This window comes from Dasania sp. GY-MA-18, assembly GCF_024734385.1.
In the GTDB taxonomy this organism is placed as follows: Bacteria; Pseudomonadota; Gammaproteobacteria; order Pseudomonadales; family Dasaniaceae; genus Dasania; species Dasania phycosphaerae.
The window spans coordinates 36,278-53,791 of record NZ_JANHAP010000006.1 but is presented as its reverse complement, the minus strand read 5'-3'; the positions used below and the strand labels follow the sequence as shown (position 1 = coordinate 53,791).

At 48.9% G+C, this 17,514-nt stretch carries 15 protein-coding genes; 7 read left to right on the top strand and 8 right to left on the bottom strand.

Annotated features, from left to right (window positions below; translation table 11 throughout):
- Positions 1–29 precede the first annotated feature (29 nt).
- Entirely contained in the window at positions 30–1,268 is a 1,239-nt protein-coding gene (gene kynU / locus NO559_RS08565; protein WP_258331399.1) for a kynureninase, read from the bottom strand.
- 335 nt (positions 1,269–1,603) lie between these two features.
- Between kynU and NO559_RS08560 the strand changes: the two genes are divergently transcribed.
- From NO559_RS08560 to NO559_RS08540, 5 genes are all read left to right on the top strand, one after another.
- A complete protein-coding gene (locus NO559_RS08560) occupies positions 1,604–2,524 on the top strand; it encodes an acetaldehyde dehydrogenase (acetylating) (RefSeq protein WP_258331398.1) in 921 nt (306 codons plus the stop codon).
- Positions 2,524–3,555 (top strand): 4-hydroxy-2-oxovalerate aldolase, encoded by a 1,032-nt coding sequence (dmpG, locus tag NO559_RS08555; RefSeq protein WP_258331397.1) that lies wholly within the window; start codon positions 2,524–2,526, stop codon positions 3,553–3,555. Before NO559_RS08560 ends, dmpG begins: the two co-directional genes overlap by 1 nt.
- A 151-nt stretch (positions 3,556–3,706) precedes the next feature.
- On the top strand, positions 3,707–4,123 hold the full coding sequence (locus NO559_RS08550; protein ID WP_258331396.1) for a hypothetical protein: 417 nt from the start codon (positions 3,707–3,709) through the stop codon (positions 4,121–4,123).
- A 33-nt stretch (positions 4,124–4,156) separates the two neighbouring features.
- Positions 4,157–4,648, top strand: a complete 492-nt coding sequence (locus NO559_RS08545; RefSeq protein ID WP_258331395.1) for a hypothetical protein — start codon at positions 4,157–4,159, stop codon at positions 4,646–4,648.
- Positions 4,649–4,811: 163 nt separating this feature from the next.
- On the top strand, positions 4,812–7,097 hold the full coding sequence (locus tag NO559_RS08540; RefSeq protein WP_258331394.1) for a TonB-dependent receptor: 2,286 nt from the start codon (positions 4,812–4,814) through the stop codon (positions 7,095–7,097).
- Positions 7,098–8,404: 1,307 nt separating this feature from the next.
- Here the strand turns inward: NO559_RS08540 and NO559_RS08535 are convergent.
- Genes NO559_RS08535 through NO559_RS08505 form a run of 7 tightly spaced genes read right to left on the bottom strand, consistent with a single transcriptional unit; the run spans position 8,405 to position 15,227 of the window.
- Positions 8,405–10,129: an LVIVD repeat-containing protein gene (locus NO559_RS08535; RefSeq protein WP_258331393.1), complete on the bottom strand. Its 1,725-nt coding sequence runs from the start codon at positions 10,127–10,129 to the stop codon at positions 8,405–8,407.
- Positions 10,130–10,150: 21 nt separating this feature from the next.
- Positions 10,151–11,143 (bottom strand): amidohydrolase family protein, encoded by a 993-nt coding sequence (locus NO559_RS08530; RefSeq protein WP_258331392.1) that lies wholly within the window; start codon positions 11,141–11,143, stop codon positions 10,151–10,153.
- 3 nt (positions 11,144–11,146) lie between these two features.
- Positions 11,147–11,662 (bottom strand): 3-hydroxyanthranilate 3,4-dioxygenase, encoded by a 516-nt coding sequence (locus tag NO559_RS08525; RefSeq protein WP_258331391.1) that lies wholly within the window; start codon positions 11,660–11,662, stop codon positions 11,147–11,149.
- Between the two features lie 41 nt (positions 11,663–11,703).
- Complete coding sequence (locus tag NO559_RS08520; RefSeq protein ID WP_258331390.1) at positions 11,704–12,129, bottom strand: RidA family protein; 426 nt, start codon at positions 12,127–12,129, stop codon at positions 11,704–11,706.
- 9 nt (positions 12,130–12,138) lie between these two features.
- Positions 12,139–12,912 (bottom strand): 2-keto-4-pentenoate hydratase, encoded by a 774-nt coding sequence (locus NO559_RS08515; RefSeq protein ID WP_258331389.1) that lies wholly within the window; start codon positions 12,910–12,912, stop codon positions 12,139–12,141.
- 17 nt (positions 12,913–12,929) lie between these two features.
- On the bottom strand, positions 12,930–13,718 hold the full coding sequence (gene mhpD / locus NO559_RS08510) for a 2-keto-4-pentenoate hydratase (protein WP_309149063.1): 789 nt from the start codon (positions 13,716–13,718) through the stop codon (positions 12,930–12,932).
- Between the two features lie 15 nt (positions 13,719–13,733).
- On the bottom strand, positions 13,734–15,227 hold the full coding sequence (locus NO559_RS08505) for a 2-hydroxymuconic semialdehyde dehydrogenase (RefSeq protein ID WP_258331388.1): 1,494 nt from the start codon (positions 15,225–15,227) through the stop codon (positions 13,734–13,736).
- A gap of 307 nt (positions 15,228–15,534) precedes the next feature.
- Between NO559_RS08505 and NO559_RS08500 the strand changes: the two genes are divergently transcribed.
- A complete protein-coding gene (locus NO559_RS08500) occupies positions 15,535–16,497 on the top strand; it encodes a LysR family transcriptional regulator (RefSeq protein WP_258331387.1) in 963 nt (320 codons plus the stop codon).
- 9 nt (positions 16,498–16,506) lie between these two features.
- A complete protein-coding gene (locus tag NO559_RS08495; protein WP_258331386.1) occupies positions 16,507–17,514 on the top strand; it encodes an MDR family oxidoreductase in 1,008 nt (335 codons plus the stop codon).

The following is a 17,514-nucleotide window of genomic DNA, read 5'->3' as shown; positions in this document are numbered from 1 at the left end:
TTATTATTGGTCTAATGCTGACGCTTAAACTAGGTCACTGCACCGCGTTGATTAAACTCAGGCTGCTGCCATAAATTAGTTTCCATAATATCGACGATGCGATCCACCGCATCCCACACATCCACATAGCTAATGTACAAAGGGGTAAAACCAAAGCGCACATTTTTTGGCGCTCTAAAATCACCCACCACATCGCGGCTAATCATGGCCTGCATCACCGGGTAGCCATGCTCGTGGTTAAACGAGACTTGGCTACCCCGTATGCTGGCATCACGCGGGCTCACCAAAGTAAAACCATATTGGCCACAGCGCTGCTCCATTAAATCAATAAATAGCTGAGTCAATTTTTGTGACTTTTCACGTATTTGTTTAATGTCGACCTGTAAAAAAATATCCAAACCCACCTCGGTAACCGCCAGGCTTAAAATAGGCTGGGTACCGCTAAGCATCTGCCCTATGTTTTCTGCTGGGCGATAGTCGCGTTCAAAAGCAAAAGGCGCAGCGTGCCCCCACCAACCCGTTAAGGGCTGTAAAGCTTTACCGTGATGGCGCTTAGCAGCAAAAATAAATCCAGGGCTGCCGGGGCCGCCATTCAAATACTTATAAGTACAACCCACCGCAAAATCTGCATTGCAGGCATTGAGCTGCACATCCATAGCGCCAGCACTGTGGCATAAATCCCAAATGCTAATGGCACCACACTGCTCGGCCTTGGCGGTAACCGCCGCCATATCAAACACTTCACCGGTTTTATAATGCACATGGGTTAAACACACTACAGCCACATCTTCATCTATGGCTTGCATAATATTATCGTGTTCAGCAAAACGTATTTCATAGTCACTGCCCAACTGCTGCAACAAACCCTGCGCCATATAATTATCGGTGGGGAAGTTACTGCCATTCATCACAATAACCTTGCGCTCCGTCAGCGTCAGCGCCGCGGCTAATACCTTATAAAGGTTGATACCGGTAGAGTCGGTCACCACCACCTCACCCGCATCGGCACCAATAATCTGCGCCACCTTGTCACCCAGTTTATAAGGCAGCTCAAACCAACCTGCGGTATTCCAGCTCTTAATCAGGTCTGTACCCCACTCCTGTTCTATTACTTGTAGAGCGCGCTCTTTGGCGGCCTTAGGGCGCACACCCAAAGAATTACCGTCCAAATAAATCATGCCTTCGGGTATGGCAAAAGCATCGCGCATAGCTGCCAGCGGGTCTTGCTGGTCTAATTGTTCGCAGTCGTTACGGGTGTAATGGTTCATAGCTGTACTCAATATAAAAATTTGATTCAAAGTGCTTATACCTAAACCTGCAGTAATGGTACCCCAGCACTCAATGAAAGCGAGTATATCAATCCAGCTATACAAAGCTTATACAATTTAAGCAGGTTGAAATAACTTTAAATATATAGCTTCGACACCGCTACTCTATAAGCTTTTAGTTATAGCGACTGCTTAAAATTATATTATTCATGAATAGCTTAGCCACTTATAGTAAATCCACTAACACGCACCTCTAGGCGATGATCGCCCTGCCCAATTTAGCAGGCCGCCACGGGGAGCATAGCCAGTGAGTTTCAACACCAGAGTACTGCCAGATGAGCCAAAAAATAAAAGTCGCCATTATTGGGCCGGGTAATATAGGCACCGACCTATTAATTAAAGCCATGCGTTCCGACATTCTAGAACCGGTTTGGATGATAGGCGTAGACCCCGCCTCACCAGGGCTAGCCCGCGCTAAAGAGCTGGGCCTAAAAACCACTGCCGATGGCGTAGACGGCATGCTGGGTAGCATGAAAGCAGATGGCGTACAGATTTGTTTTGATGCCACCTCGGCCTATGTACACGCCGAAAATTCGCGCAAGGTTAACGAGCAAGGCGCGGTGATGATAGACCTCACCCCCGCAGCCATAGGCCCCTACTGCATACCGCCCGTCAATCTGGCCGATGCGGTTGCCGCGCAGGCCATGAACGTCAACATGGTCACTTGCGGCGGTCAGGCCACCATCCCTATGATTGCCGCCGTAAGCCAAGTACAGCCAGTAAGCTACGGCGAAATAGTCGCCACGGTTTCATCCAAGTCGGCAGGCCCCGGCACCCGTAAAAACATAGACGAATTTACCCGCACCACCGCTGCCGCGATAGAAAGCATAGGTGGGGCCGCCGAAGGCAAGGCCATTATTATTATCAACCCCGCCGAGCCACCCTTGATTATGCGCGACACCATACACTGCCTCACCGTAGATGAGCCCGACCAGGCTGCCATTACCGCCTCTGTTAACGCCATGATTAAACAAGTGCAGCAATACGTGCCCGGTTACACCTTAAAAAACGGCCCGGTATTTGACGGCAAGCGCGTCTCCATCTTTTTAGAAGTCGAAGGCCTGGGAGATTTCTTACCCAACTACGCTGGCAACCTAGACATTATGACCGCCGCTGGCCTGCGCACCGCCGAGTGCTACGCACAAGAAATACTAGCCGGGCGCTTTACTCCCTGCGCCACTCAGGAGGCTCAATAATGACCAACACAACCAACACTGATCAAAAAATCACCTTGCACGACATGTGTTTAAGGGACGGCATGCACCCCAAGCGCCACCAAATTAGCGTGGCCGAAATGGTCACCGTGGCCAAGGCCATGGACGATGCGGGCATGCCCATGATAGAAGTCGCTCACGGTGACGGCCTGGGTGGCCGCTCGGTAAACTACGGTTTTCCCGCCGCGAGTGACGAAGAATATCTGCGCGCTGTATGTGGAGCTGTCAAAAACACAAAAGTGTCTGCTTTATTATTGCCGGGGATCGGCACGATAGATCATCTTAGGATGGCAGCAGACTGTGGCATAGACACCATACGCGTCGCCACCCACTGCAGCGAGGCAGATGTTTCAGAGCAACATATCAACATGGGCCAAAAAATGGGCCTGGATACGGTGGGGTTTTTAATGATGGCCCATATGATTCCAGCGCAACAATTAGTTGAGCAATTGCAGCTAATGGAATCCTACGGCGCCAACTGCGTTTATATCACCGACTCTGCTGGCTATATGCTGCCCGAAGATGTCAGCGAACGCGTCAGCCTGGCCAAGCAAGTGTTAAAACCCGAAACCGAAATCGGCTTTCATGGCCACCACAACCTGGCCATGGGCGTAGCCAACAGCGTGGCCGCCATAGAAGCCGGCGCCACCCGCATAGACGGTTCGGTAGCAGGCTTGGGTGCCGGTGCTGGCAACACGCCACTGGAAGTATTACTGGCCGTGCTAGAGCGCAAAGGCATAGCCACCGGGGTAGACCTGTTTAAAACCATGGACATAGCCGAAGACATCATCGTACCCATGATGGATGAACTGGTGCGCGTAGACCGCGACTCACTCACCCTGGGCTACGCCGGTGTGTATTCCTCGTTTTTATTATTCGCCAAACGCGCCGCCAAAAAATACGGCGTTAGCGCTAGGGATATATTAGTAGAACTAGGCAAACGCCGCACCGTAGGCGGGCAAGAGGATATGATAGAAGACTTGGCTTTGGATATGAAAAAAATGTCGGGCTAAGCGCAAACCGAAGGTTTGCGGGGACAGATCTTTAGCTCTGTCCCCTTCGCCCAAAAACGCAGCAGCAAAAATCATAACAATGTAGGCAAAACTAACATTGCCAGATACCGCCCCAAAGCCAGCATCACAAAATAAAAACGGATTAGCCGCCATGAAAAAACCCAACAGCCTCTGCAAACCTATACTACTTGCCATCATCTTTTTGCTCTCACCCATCACCAGCTCTGCCGACATGAAAACCATAGGCATATACAAAATTGTGCCGGGCAAGCAGCAGGCCTTTATGGAGTGGATGGCCGCCTGGGATGAGGTTTATAAAACCATAGGCCTGGAGCAACCTCAGTGGTATCGCAATGTGCGCGGTGACGACTGGGACTTTGTGGTGCTCTACCCGCCCTTTGATGCCAGCAAAGAAGCCGAGATGGAAAAAGTCGGCAAGGCCCGCGGCTTGGCGGTAGGTTTTGAGTGGAAATTACAATACTGGCAGTTCGTGCAACGCCAAACCGAAAGCCTAAGCTATGGCCCCACGACGCCAGCGGCACTGTTACAAAGTTTAAAAAATCAATAATTAACAGCCAGCAACAATAACAACGAGGTCACCATGCCCCTAAAAATTTTCCTCACCTTAGCGTTGAGCAGCGGCCTGTGGCTAAGCGCTAGCAGCCATGCTGAATTACTAGGCCCCTTTAACTGGGGCGCCACCATGGCCACTATCAAACAGCAAGAACAACAAGTACTGTTAGAAGAAAAGGCCTACAGCCTCAGCTACCAAAGCCAACTCGCAGGCCAAGCTTATCATTTAGAGTATTTATTCAGGGGCGAACCGCCTCAGCAACAATTGGTAGAGCAGCTGTACTACCGTAGCCTAAGCGACAACAACAGCTTGTGCGCACAGGCCTTTAGGGCAGCGCTGGCCATGCTCACGCAGCACTACGGTCAAGCCCAGCAGCCTGCCGAGCCCGTTAGCAACTGCCAGCAACAACTCCGCAGCCACTGGCAATTAGCCAGTGGTGAGCAACTGCAACTGCTATTGGACCAGTGGCGCGGACAACCCTATGTTGGACTGCGTATTACCCCAGCAGCCAACCCTTAGCACGCCCAAACATAACTTTTTTATTATACCTAAGGCTTAAAAAGTTGTTTTTACTATATACAAGCCTGGGGTACTGTTGTATTACGTGATCGGAAAATGTTCAACCGGCGCCCAATACAAAACCAATAACAACAAACTGATTTATGCAGGTGAGGAACCCACAATGACTAAGCACCATCAACCCAAAGCACGCCTAAATTATTTGGCTGCAACCATAGCGGCTTTAGCTGCTACCCACATTAATCCTGTTGTCGCCGAGCAAAAAAAACTCGCTTTAGAAGAAGTGGTAGTAACTGCCAGGCACAAAAGCGAAAGCTTACAATCCACCCCCGTTGCCGTATCTGCCTTTAGCGAAAGCTTAATGAAAGACGCCAACATCGCAGGCCTAGATGATATTGCTGGTCGCGTACCCGGCTTTCAAATGAACGCCTATAACGCCGCCGAACCCGAACTGTTTATGCGCGGCATAGGTAGCGATATAGAAAGCGCCGGTGCTGCCGCCGCCATAGGTATATACATAGACGGGGTTTATATTTCCCGTGGCACCGGTGCCACCGGTGACTTATTCGACCTAGAGCGAGTAGAAGTTTTGCGCGGCCCACAAGGCACCCTCTATGGTAAAAACGTAGTGGGCGGTGCGGTTAACTTTATTACCAAAAAACCCTCACTAGAAGGCAGTGAAGGCAGCGTAGAAGTCACCCTAGGTGATTACGACTTATTTGAAACCAAGGCCTATTACAATACGCCACTAAGCGACAATGTAGCGGCAAAAGTAGCCGGTACCACCTTAGTACGTGATGGCTATGGTAAAAACCGCCACACCGGCAACGACGTAGACGATGCCGAACGCTATTCACTGCGTGGCCAAGTGTTAGTACAACCCAATGCCGATTTAGAAATAGTACTCAGCGCCGACGGTTCGCACTCTAATGGCAAGCCACGGGTTAAACACATAGCCTACAGCGAAGGCCGCAACCAAGCCTTTATTAGCGATGATGAACGCGAAGACTTTAGCAGCGTTGATGGTTTTGAAAAATCACGCACCGAAGGCCTAAGCCTACGTGCCGACTGGAATACCGATGCCGGCACTTTCACCTCTATTACTGCTTATCGCCAAAATGATTACAGTATTTATGAAAATGCCGCCGCTGGTTTGGTGGACGACAGCCAGGTATTTGACCCCTGGGGTGACCCAGCCAATAACACGGTTGCCAGCCCCGAAGAGTTAGCCATGCTACAGCCCGATGACCAATGGTTATCGCTAAAAGATGAAAACTCTCACCAATTCTCACAAGAGTTTAGATTTGCCAGTAATACCGGCGATAAGATTCATTGGCAGGCCGGTGCCTTTTTTATGCGCGAAGATATAGCGCGCTTAGAATCTGTAGACTATTGGTTTGATACCCAGTGGGGCACTACTGCCGGTAATGTTAGTAACACCACCGACAACACCACCGACAGCGTGGCGATATTTGGCCAAATCACTTACGACCTTAGCGATAAGTTATCGGTTACCACCGGCTTACGTTGGAGCGAAGACGAAAAAGACTTTAGCGGCAGCGCCTCTGGCCGCCGCTTTGATAACTGGGACAACCTACATGAAGACATCAACGGCAACCGCGTAGCCAGCTACAACTTTAAAACCAAAGACTCATGGGATGAATGGACCCCTAGCTTAACCGTTGATTACCAAGCCACTGACGATGTATTTTTATACTTTGCCTACGCCAAAGGCTATAAGGCTGGCGGTTATAATGGCGAAGGTATGGAAAAAGAAATCGAAGCCATCACTCCTTTTGAGCCAGAAACAGCGGTCAATCACGAATTTGGTTTTAAAACTCAGTGGTTAGATAACCGCATACAAGTAAACGGCGCAATATTCTTAACCGACTACGAAGACATACAAAACCAAGTATGGGTTTCTACCGGTGAAAACACCCCCGACAACCTACAAGTACTCAATGGCAGCGGTGAAGCCAAAGGGGCCGAACTAGAATTTACCGTATTAGTCACCGAGCAATTTAGCATCATGGGCAGCTACGGTTACTTAGATGCTAAATTTACCGACGACCTACTTGTTGATGACGAAAACCTCAAAGGCAACGACATGCGTCGTTCACCTGAGCACAGCTTTAACCTGGCAACCAGCTATGACTGGCAAGTAGGCGATAACACCGCCAACTTCCGCATAGACTACCGCTACCAAGATGAATACTTCTTCGACAACAGCAACAACCCACTCACCCAAGTCGATAGCGAGTACAGCATAGACGCCAGCTTAAAACTCACTAGCAGTGATGATAGCTGGTCGGTAAAACTATGGGGTAAAAACCTAACCGACGAACTCAATGTAGCGTCAACCACCATTTATGCCGCTTGGGATGACACCGTGTTTAACGTCTACCACCCACCACGTACTTATGGTGTAACCTTTAACTACAACTTTTAAGTTTTAGGTTTTAAGTTAAGAAAAAACAAAAGGCAGCTAATTGATTAGCTGCCTTTTTTATTATCGTTTAAAAAGTAGTAGATAGTTGAACACAATTTTTTCGTTAAACAGCTCAAACATCACCCCGCTTAGTGCGCAAGAAGCAATGCTACCAGCCACATCCAATAAACAGGAAAGTGTGGATACCGGCTCGGGGGCCGGTATGACGAGAGCGTGTTAATAGTTTAGGGCCATTGAGAATAGCGTTTCGACAAGAACAAAATCGCACCCAGTCTTGCCGGGCTTGACCCGGCATCCAATAAACAAACAACTATAGATACCGACATACGCCGGTATGACGATAGGAGTTGAAGTCATCAGTGCCGCTATGGCGACTCCAACACAGTCACACTCGCACTCACAGTCGTGCCGGGCTAGACCCGGCATCCAATAAACAGGCAGCGTAGATACCGGCTCGGGGGCCGGTATGACGAGAGCGTGTTAATGGTTTAGGGCCATTGAGAATAGCGTTTCGACAAGAACAAAATCGCACCCAGTCATGCCAGGCTTGACCCGGCATCCAGAAAACTGAATCATAGATACCGGCATGCGCCGGTATGACGATAGGAGTTGAAGTCTTCAGTACCGCTATGGCGACTCCAACACAGTCACACTCGCACTCACAGTCATACTGGGCTAGACACAGCATCCAATAAACAAACAACTATAGATACCAACATACGCCGGTATGACGATAGGAGTTGAAGTCTTCAGTACCGCTATGGCGACTCCAACACAGTCACACTCGCAATCATACTGGGCTAGACACAGCATCCAATAAACAAACAGCTATGGATACCGGCATACGCCGGTATGACGATAGGAGTTGAAGTCTTCAGTACCGCTATGGCGACTCCAACACAGTCACACTCGCAATCATACTGGGCTAGACACAGCATCCAATAAACAAACAGCTATGGATACCGGCATACGCCGGTATGACGATAGGAGTTGAAGTCTTCAGTACCGCTATGGCGACTCCAACACAGTCACACTCACAGTCATACCGAGCCAGACCCGGCATCCAATAAACAAACAGCTATGGATACCGGCATACGCCGGTATGACGATAGCGAGTTGAAGTCTTCAGTACCGCTATGGCGACTCCAACACACTCAGACTCGCTCTCACAGTCATGCCGGGCTAGACCCGGCATCCAAAAAACTGGCAGCTATATATACCAACATGCGTCAGCATAACAACAAAAATCGCAGCCATAAAAAAACCCGGCTTAGTGGCCGGGTTTTTAATAATTAGCACCTAATGATTTAACGCTTAGGCCAGGGCTCTTTTGGCTTGCCAAAATTAGGCTCGCCTAATACCGGGCTGGAAAGCAGGTAGATACCGTGGTTGGTAAACAACCAAAACAGATTTCTATCGTACTCTACATATACACCGTGGGATAAGTTGCCACGTGCATACTCCGCAACGGTTTCAGTGTTAAAGCCAGGTACAAAATAAGCAACTATCTCAGGATTTTTTACATCGCTAACATCAAACACTTGTAGGCCTGCATTGTAAAAGTTGAACGGCAATATACCGTCTTTAGGCTCTCCCGGTTGCGTATAGTAACCGGTGCGTTTAGGGCCGAAGCTGCCGCGACGCTGGCAAAAATCAGTAAAGGCGGCATCGGCAGGGGGAGTAGGCCTAGGCAACACACCCACAACTTTTGGCGCAGCTGGATTATTAACATCTATCATAAAGACGTCTTTGTACGGTTCCCAACAATCTTCATTTAGCGGGTAGCCGCTGTAGTAAACTATGCCAGTTTTCTCAACCTGTGACACATCCACAAAGTCACCTTCCACCCCGGCCACATTAGGTTCAAATTCTAAGTGGCTAACAACTTTCATCTCAGCCGGGTTGCTAATGTCTACCACATAAAAACCTAAGCCACCCATAGCGGCATAACCATACTTGCCGCCCTCTTCAACCGGTTTAGGGATAAACAGCGACATACGCGCCCCCATCCAAGAGGTGCGATTACCAGCGCGTGGGTTGGCTTTATAGGCAGCCTCATCGGCGGGGTTACCTGCAATTTGCCCAGGCATATTTAACTGCTGTAAAAATTTAGGATTAGCCGGATCAGACATATCCCAAGATTGATAGCCCGCCGAATACAAATCGTTAGGGTATTCAGTTAGCGAGTGGCTATCCTCTGGAGCTGCCGCAACAAACATAGTGTCACCGCCAAAGTACACCGGCAAATCACGCACACCGGAACCCTGCTGCTTGCCTATGGGCGCATCGGGGTGTTTGTAGTCAGTGGTGCGCTCGGCTAGCAACTCCCAATCTTCAGGCATGGGGCCGTTCATGGCATACACTTTAAAACCTTTTAAGTGCTTGGAGTCACGCAGCTTTTTAACTTGTTCAGGCTTTTGGTATTTGTTTTTTAATAAACCAAAGCGGCGCACCTCATAGGCTTGCACCATAATGTTTTTGCCTAGTTTTTCATTCCACTGTATCGTGGCGGCACCAAACATTTCACCCTCTGGAAAAGGGTTTACCGACTCACCGGGGCCATCTATACCCCAAGTATTACCCTTGGTTAATAGTAGTTTTAAGTCTTTGGGATTAGTAATATCAAATATTTTTAAATCCTGACGCACATACTGATACAAATAACGACGACCATCGAAATCAACAATATTTTGCCAGGTATGAAAAGGCTCTACAGTAATGGGGTAAAACGCCTCTAGTTTCATATTTTTAATATATTGATTGCTATCCCAGTAATCCAAAATACCTTTAAAGGGTTTGCGATCGTGTGAGTCGCGGGTGGCCACCGGGTGGATAAACTTGCCGTTTTTATCTAAGCCATAGCTGGCGGGGTCTGGATCTGGCGGAGTTTTATCTTCCGATAAATTAACCTGCGCTTGCACATGCGGGTCGGTAATATGATATTCACCCTGCTTATGTGGCTCTGCACAAGCACTCATGATGCCAGAGTATAAAATCACTGCGGCAGCTAAACACTTTCTTTTTATATTCATAAACCTATACCTGTATGTGAATTACAGTTTTAAAAATTGTTGCGCGTTGTTACTTAAAATATTTTGCTTGGCATCGCCACTTAAGCTTGGATGTTCTCTCACTAGTGACCCTATGGCCTGCTCGCCTAAGGGAAATGGATAATCAGAGCCTAAAATCACTCGCTGTTCACCCATCACTTTTACCAGCAATGCCAGCGCATCATCGTTAAACACCGCTGAGTCCACGTAGAATCTATCCACATAACTAGACGGCAAGTTAGGGCAATCTTCACGCACTATGTCGCGGTGTTTCCAAGCGTTATCCACCCGCCCCAGTAAAAAGGCAAAACTGCCGCCGCCGTGGGCAAAGCAAATACGCAGGCTTTTAGGCAAGCGTTCAAAAGCACCCGACATAATCAGCGATAAAATAGACAACTGCGTTTCCGCAGGCATAGATACCAACCAGGGCAGCATGTATTTAGGCATGCGCTCTTTCGCCATCATATCCCAGGGGTGTACCAATACGGCGGCATCAACACTGGCGCAGTGCTGTAAAAAAGTGAGTATGCCTTCGTCATCAAGATTTTTTAAACCTACGTGGTTGCCAATTTGTACACCTAGGTGGCCATTATCCATACAGCGTGTTACTTCGGCACAGGCGGCATCTATGTCTTGCAGTGGCACCTGGCACAAAGCTTTTAAACGCTGGGGGTTATGGTCACAAATATCTAAAGCAGCATCGTTAAACATTTTGGCGCAGTCGGCAGCCTGATGGCCGGGGCGCTCGTAGGCAAACAGCACAGGCGTGGCCGACATCACCTGTATGTCTATGCTGTGCTTATCCATTTCCTCTATACGCACCGCCGGGTTCCAGCAGGCTTCATAGACAGGTCTAAACTCTTTATCGCCGACCATAATCATGGCTTTACCGGCTTCGGTATGACGCATAGACGGCCAATCGGGGGTACCGAAACGCTGTGCTAAGTCAGGCCAACTTTTGGGTAAAAAGTGGCTGTGTAAATCAATTGTTTTCATGGTTTATTTTCCAGAATGTAATTCGCCACAGTTTTTACAAGTGCGCTTTTCTTCATCATCGGCAAAGGCTTTAAACAGAGGGGGCAAATCTTTAACTATAGATTTCAAAATCACTTCTACTCTATGCACTTTGTGGTTACAGTTTTCGCAGTACCACTCAAAGGCATCCACTTCACCCTCTGGCCGCTTGGGCTCTACCACCAAACACAGGCTGCCTGCTTCAGGGCGCTGCGGTGAGTGCGGCACCATAGCGGGCAATAAAAATATATCGCCTTCTTTTAAGTGCACATCATAGGGGCCATCTTCATCCATAATTCGCACAAAGGAGTTACCCTTAAACTGGTAAAAAAATTCTTCTACCGGGTCTACATGATAATCAGAACGGCTATTAGGCCCGCCTACCACGGTGACCATTAAATCAGCATCTTCCCAGATCAATTGGTTGTTTACCGGTGGCTTAAGCTTGTCTTTATGCTCTTCTAACCACTGCTGAAAATTAAAACCGGCCAGCTTTGCCATGACTCTGTTCCTCGTTAGCGTTATTACTTTGTATGAAGATGTTATAGGGGCTTATAGGCCACTGCTTTAATTTCTATTAATAAATGTGGGTGTGGTAACTGATGCACAGCCACCGTCGTTCTGGTCGGGCCACTCTCGGTAAAATAGTCGGCATAAGTTTCGTTGTAGCCAGCAAAGTCATTCATATTGACCAAGTAAGCACTCATTTCCACTAAGTCATCCAAACTGGCTCCGGCTTCTTGCAATATGTCGGCGATATTATCGATAACCGCGCGAGTTTGCGCCCGTATATCTAAATTCGTCGCCCCCATCTCATCGACCTCCACCCCTACAAAACTATTATCGGCGCGACGTGAGCTGGTGCCCGACACAAAAATAAAATCGCCCGCGCGCTTATAATGCGGAAAGCGCCCTCGGGGCTTGGCTTTACCAGCAATCACCTGGCTTTCGGTTTTAGGCTGAGTCATGTTAGCTCCTTACTGGGCGGCTACAGAGATTTCTGCAACCCCTAATTGTTCGGTTTCCAAGCGCACATGCACGCCAGACCTTAAGGCTTCGGCCGCAGTGGAAGCACCTGCTAATACTATCCAGCCGGGCTCTAAAGTCATATCAGCTGCTGCCGCCAAACGTGCTGCTGCAACCAGCGAACGATAGGGGTTACCCATAATCGCCGCCGACGATCCGATTTGTACCGGCTCGCCATCAAAAAACATGGCCATGCCTAAATTGCTTAAATCACAACTGGGCTGCTGCCAGGCACCTATCACCACACCCGATGAAGATGAGTTATCCGCCACTACATCCTGCAGTGAAAATTTAAAATTTTCATAGCGCGAATCAATAATTTCCATGGCCGGTGCTACTGCCTCTACCGCAGCCATAGCTTCTAATAAACTCACCTCGCCCTTTAAAGGCTGCTTTAAACGAAAGGCAATCTCTGGCTCTATTCGGGGATGCACATAATTTTTCATGTCTAACTCAGCGCCTTCTTCCAATAACATAGTATTGGTTAGTCGGCCCCAAATTAAATCATCCACGCCCATTTGAATCATTTTGGCACGGCTGGTAAAACCCATTTTTATACCGATTAAACGCTCACCGCGCTCCAGCCTTCTGGCTATAGACTGCGCCTGCACCTGATAAGCTTGCGCCAAGCTCAAAGGGTAACCATTCTCAGACAACTGACTAATAGCCTTGGCGTTTTTGGCGGCGCTATCAACTATCTCTGCTACTGCTGCTGTATCTATCATTGTATAAATTACCTTATTTATTCTTGTGCGAATGCCGCTCTGACTGAACCTAAACCGGAAATTTTCGCTTCAAAAATATCGCCAGCCTGCACCGCCACCATAGGCCCTAAGGCACCGGTTAATAATATGTCACCCGCTTTTAAGGGCGAGCCATTAGCCACCATGGTTTTAGCTAACCACAGCGCCGCGTTTAAAGGATGGCCTAAACACGCTAAGCCCGCCCCTACCGAGACTTGCTCACCGCGGCGCTCCATGACCATGCCACATAAACGCAAATCTAACTGGTCTAATTTTTTAGGCTCGTTGCCCAATACAAATAAACCTGAGGATGCATTGTCGGCTATGGTATCAACGATATTAATATCCCAATTTTTAATACGGCTGCCGACAATTTCTATAGCGGGCAAGGCATAGTCCACTGCTGAAATCACATCCACCATGGTTGGGTTTGCCATGTTAATATCGCGGCCTAATACCAGTGCTACTTCGGCCTCTACCTTGGGTTGCAATACCATATCCATGGCGATTTTTTCACCATCGGCTATGGCCATATCGGCGTATAACAAACCAAAGTCAGGCTGATCCACTCCTAGCTGCTTTTGCACAGACTTAGACGTTAAACCAATTTTGCAACCCACTACACGGCGGCCTTGGGCCTGCCAGTAATCGCTATTGTGCTTTTGCACCGCGTAGGCGGTTGCTAAATCCATCTCCGGCAATTGCTCGCGCACTGGTTCACAGGGCTGGCCTTGCTGGTAAGCATTTCTGATTGTTAATGCGGCGTTATTAATCTGTTCTTGGCTCACAATACTTTCCGTTTATTAATTAAGTTTGATGCAAATATTCATGGGCTCAGAATAAAAGCTGAGTGAGTGTGCGCCGCCTTCACGGCCTATACCCGACAACTTAACGCCACCAAAAGGTGTGCGTAAATCACGTAAGTACCAGGTGTTTACCCACACAATGCCGGTTTCCATTTGCGGGGCCACGCGGTGTGCTCTTTGTAAGTTAGTGGTCCAAACCGTTGCCGCCAAACCGTATTCGCTGTCATTGGCCATGGCCACGGCTTCTGCTTCGGTATCAAAAGGCGCAATATGGCAAATAGGACCAAACACTTCTTCTTTAATACAGCGGGCGGTTTCTGGCAGGCCGGTAATAATGGTAGGCTCAACAAACGCGCCCTGGTCGCGCTTATCGCCAAAGCTGGGTACGCCACCGCCGGTGATAAACGTCGCACCCTCTTCTTTTGCCAACTGATAGTAAGATAAAACTTTTTGCTGATGCTTATGAGAAATTAACGGCCCCATATCGGTGCTGGCATCTTCTGGCCAATCTATACGCAGCGCTTCGGCTTTTTCTTTTAGCGCTGCAACAAACTTATCAAAGATGCTGCGCTGCACATACACTCGCTCGGTACACAGGCACACCTGACCACCGTTGGTAAATACCGATTTGGCCGTGCCGGCAACAGCGGCCTCAAAATCGGCATCGTCAAAAATAATGGCGGCGTTTTTGCCTCCCAGCTCAAAGGATAAGGCTTTCACATTATCCGCCGCAGCTTTCATAATCGCGCTGCCTGTACCTGACTCACCGGTAAAGGTAACGGCGTCTATACCGCTGTGCTGGCTTAAAAACTCACCCGCCGAATTGGGGCCAAAACCGTGCACCAAATTAAAGGCACCGGCAGGCACACCGGCCTCGTGCATCACTTCGGCTAATAAGGTCGCAGTAGCGGGTGTATCTTCGGAAGGCTTGGCAATAACCGCATTACCCACTGCCATAGCCGGGGCCAACTTCCACGTTAATAATAATAGAGGCAAGTTCCAAGGGGCGATCACAGCTACCACGCCTAGCGGCTTGTTTACCGAGTAGTTAAGCGCTTGCTGGCCATCGGCGGTATCGGTTTTAAAACACTCGCCGGAGCGGGCCTTGGCTAAATCAGCAAATACCCGAAAATTGGCTGCGCCCCGGGGTATATCTATATTACTGGCCTGCCACAACGACTTACCGGTATCGGCCATTTCAGCAGCGACAAACTCATCAAAACGCGCCTCTATACCATCGGCCACTTTATGCATAAGCACGCTGCGCTCGTTATCACTAAGTTGGCCCCACTCACCAGCCAAGGCCGCCTTGGCTGCCACTACCGCCTCGTCTACCAGGCTTAGCGTGGCTTCAGAAACTTTATTAATTTCACTGCCATCTACCGGGTTAACATTGGCAAAGTGCTGGCCAGAATCGACAAAGCGACCGCCTATGTAATTCTGTAACACGCCACCTAGGTGTGGCGTCGCTTGTTTATTTGATGCTGACATACTGAGCCTATATTGCTTATGCAGTTGCTAATACGAGAGCTACACGGTTTGGCTGGCCTATAAAACCGTGTAGCCACAGAAGAATGGAACAAACTCTAAGCCAGATACCCATAATATAAAAATAGTTTTTTATCAGCTTGATATACACTTTTATATATACCTAACAGCGCCATCAAAAAACCATTAAATATATTGAATAAGCAGTTGCTATAACTTTTAAATTATATTTAAATCGGTCAAATTATAAGCTAAGCACTCACCAAACCGCCGCCTGACGACCCAAAAGAGACGATAAAAGAGACCCGCTATGACCCCCGACAGCCTAGAAAGACACTTCGTTTCTCGCTTAAAAATCAAGCACTTACGCCTGTTGGTAACGGTGGGTGAGCAAAAAAACATCTTTAAAGCGGCGCAGATTATGAACATGGCCCAGCCCGCCGCTACCAAGACCATACGCAATATAGAAACCGCCTTAGACATGTCGCTGTTTGACCGCTCCTCACGCGGCGTCTCCCCCACCCCCTACGGTGAGGTGATAATCAAACACGCCAAGTTGATACTCTCGCAAATCAAGCATGTCAGTGAAGAACTCATCTCCATACAAGATGGTATTTCCGGCAAAGTCAGCATAGGCACCCTGTTAGCCGCCAGCCCCACCCTGCTACCCAAAAGCCTGGCCACCCTCAAACAAGAGCGCGGCAATATCTCAGTTTCAGTGATAGAGGGCACCAACGATATGCTGCTGCCCAGCTTGGAAATGGGGGACATAGACATAGTGGTAGGCCGCCTACCCGAAATACAAGAAAACGAAAGTTTAAAATCCGAAGTCTTGTACTACGAGCCCATAGCCATAGTCGCCCGTAAAAATCACCCGCTAAGCAAAAAAGACAAACTCTCACTTAAGGACTTGGTAAACGAGCAGTGGATACTGCCCTCAGAGGGCACCACCCTGCGCCGGGAAATCGACAACGCCTTTCACAAAGAAGGTTTAAACGTGCCGCAAAGCTGTATAGAGTGTGTATCGATTTTAACCAACCGCACCTTGCTGCTAGAAACGGATATGGTCGCCGCCATGCCCTACCAGGTTATACGCAGCTACGAAGACATGGGGCTGCTTACCCAACTGCCTATAAAAATACAGGCCGCTTTAGGGCCAGTGGGCTATACCGTGCGTGCCAACACCGAGCTAACACCGGCAGCTAATTATTTTTTAAGCATTTTAAAAGACACTGCCAAAACCTTAGAAAGCGATAAAAACATTACTCACTAAAGGCCTATTATGACTGAAGCTTTAAATACCCCTTTTAACGCCATCGTTGCCGAAGACGTAGACGGCAAACCCCGCGCCGCACTCAAAAGTATTAGCCTTAACGACCTGCCCGACGAAGAGGTGTTAGTCGAAGTTGCCTACTCCACCCTCAATTACAAAGATGGCCTAGCCGTATCCGGCAAGGGCCGCATCTGCCGCAGCCTGCCCTTAATTTGCGGCATAGATTTAGCCGGTACGGTGCTGGAATCCAAAAACCCAGCGTTTACAGCAGGCGATAAAGTGTTAGTTAACGGCTATGGCTTATCGGAAATACACAACGGCGGCTACAGCCAATACCAACGCCTGAAAGCCGAATGGCTGGTGCGGGCACCCGCAGCCTTTAGCTTGGAACACTGCATGGCCTTAGGCACCGCGGGCTACACCGCCATGCTCTGCGTGCAAGCCATACAAGACCACGGCATTAAGCCTGAAGATGGCCCAGTATTAGTAACCGGCGCTGCCGGTGGTGTAGGCTCAGTAGCCATTAGCTTGCTGTCCAAACTGGGCTACTCCGTTACCGCCGTAACCGGCCGTGTGGCTGACAGCAGCGCATTTTTACGGGACTTAGGCGCCAGCGATATTATTAGCCGTGATGAATTTATCAGAGATTGCAAACCACTGGAGCGCGAAACCTGGGCCGCCGCCGTAGACACCGTAGGGGATAAATTATTAGCCACCGTTTTAAGCCAAATAAAATACGAAGGCCTAGTCGCCGCCTGCGGCTTAGCCGGTGGTATTAACCTACCCAGCACGGTAATGCCTTTTATTTTGCGCGGGGTAACCCTGCGCGGCATAGATTCGGTCATGGCCTCGCAGCCACGCCGCCAACGCGCCTGGGATGCACTGGCACAATTAACCGATATTGCCGCGCTGGAAAAAATTTACCGCATAGAACCCATGAGCAAACTACCCGAATTAGCCCAGCAAATTATCGCCGGTAAAATACAAGGCCGCGTGGTAATAGACGTAAATCAATAA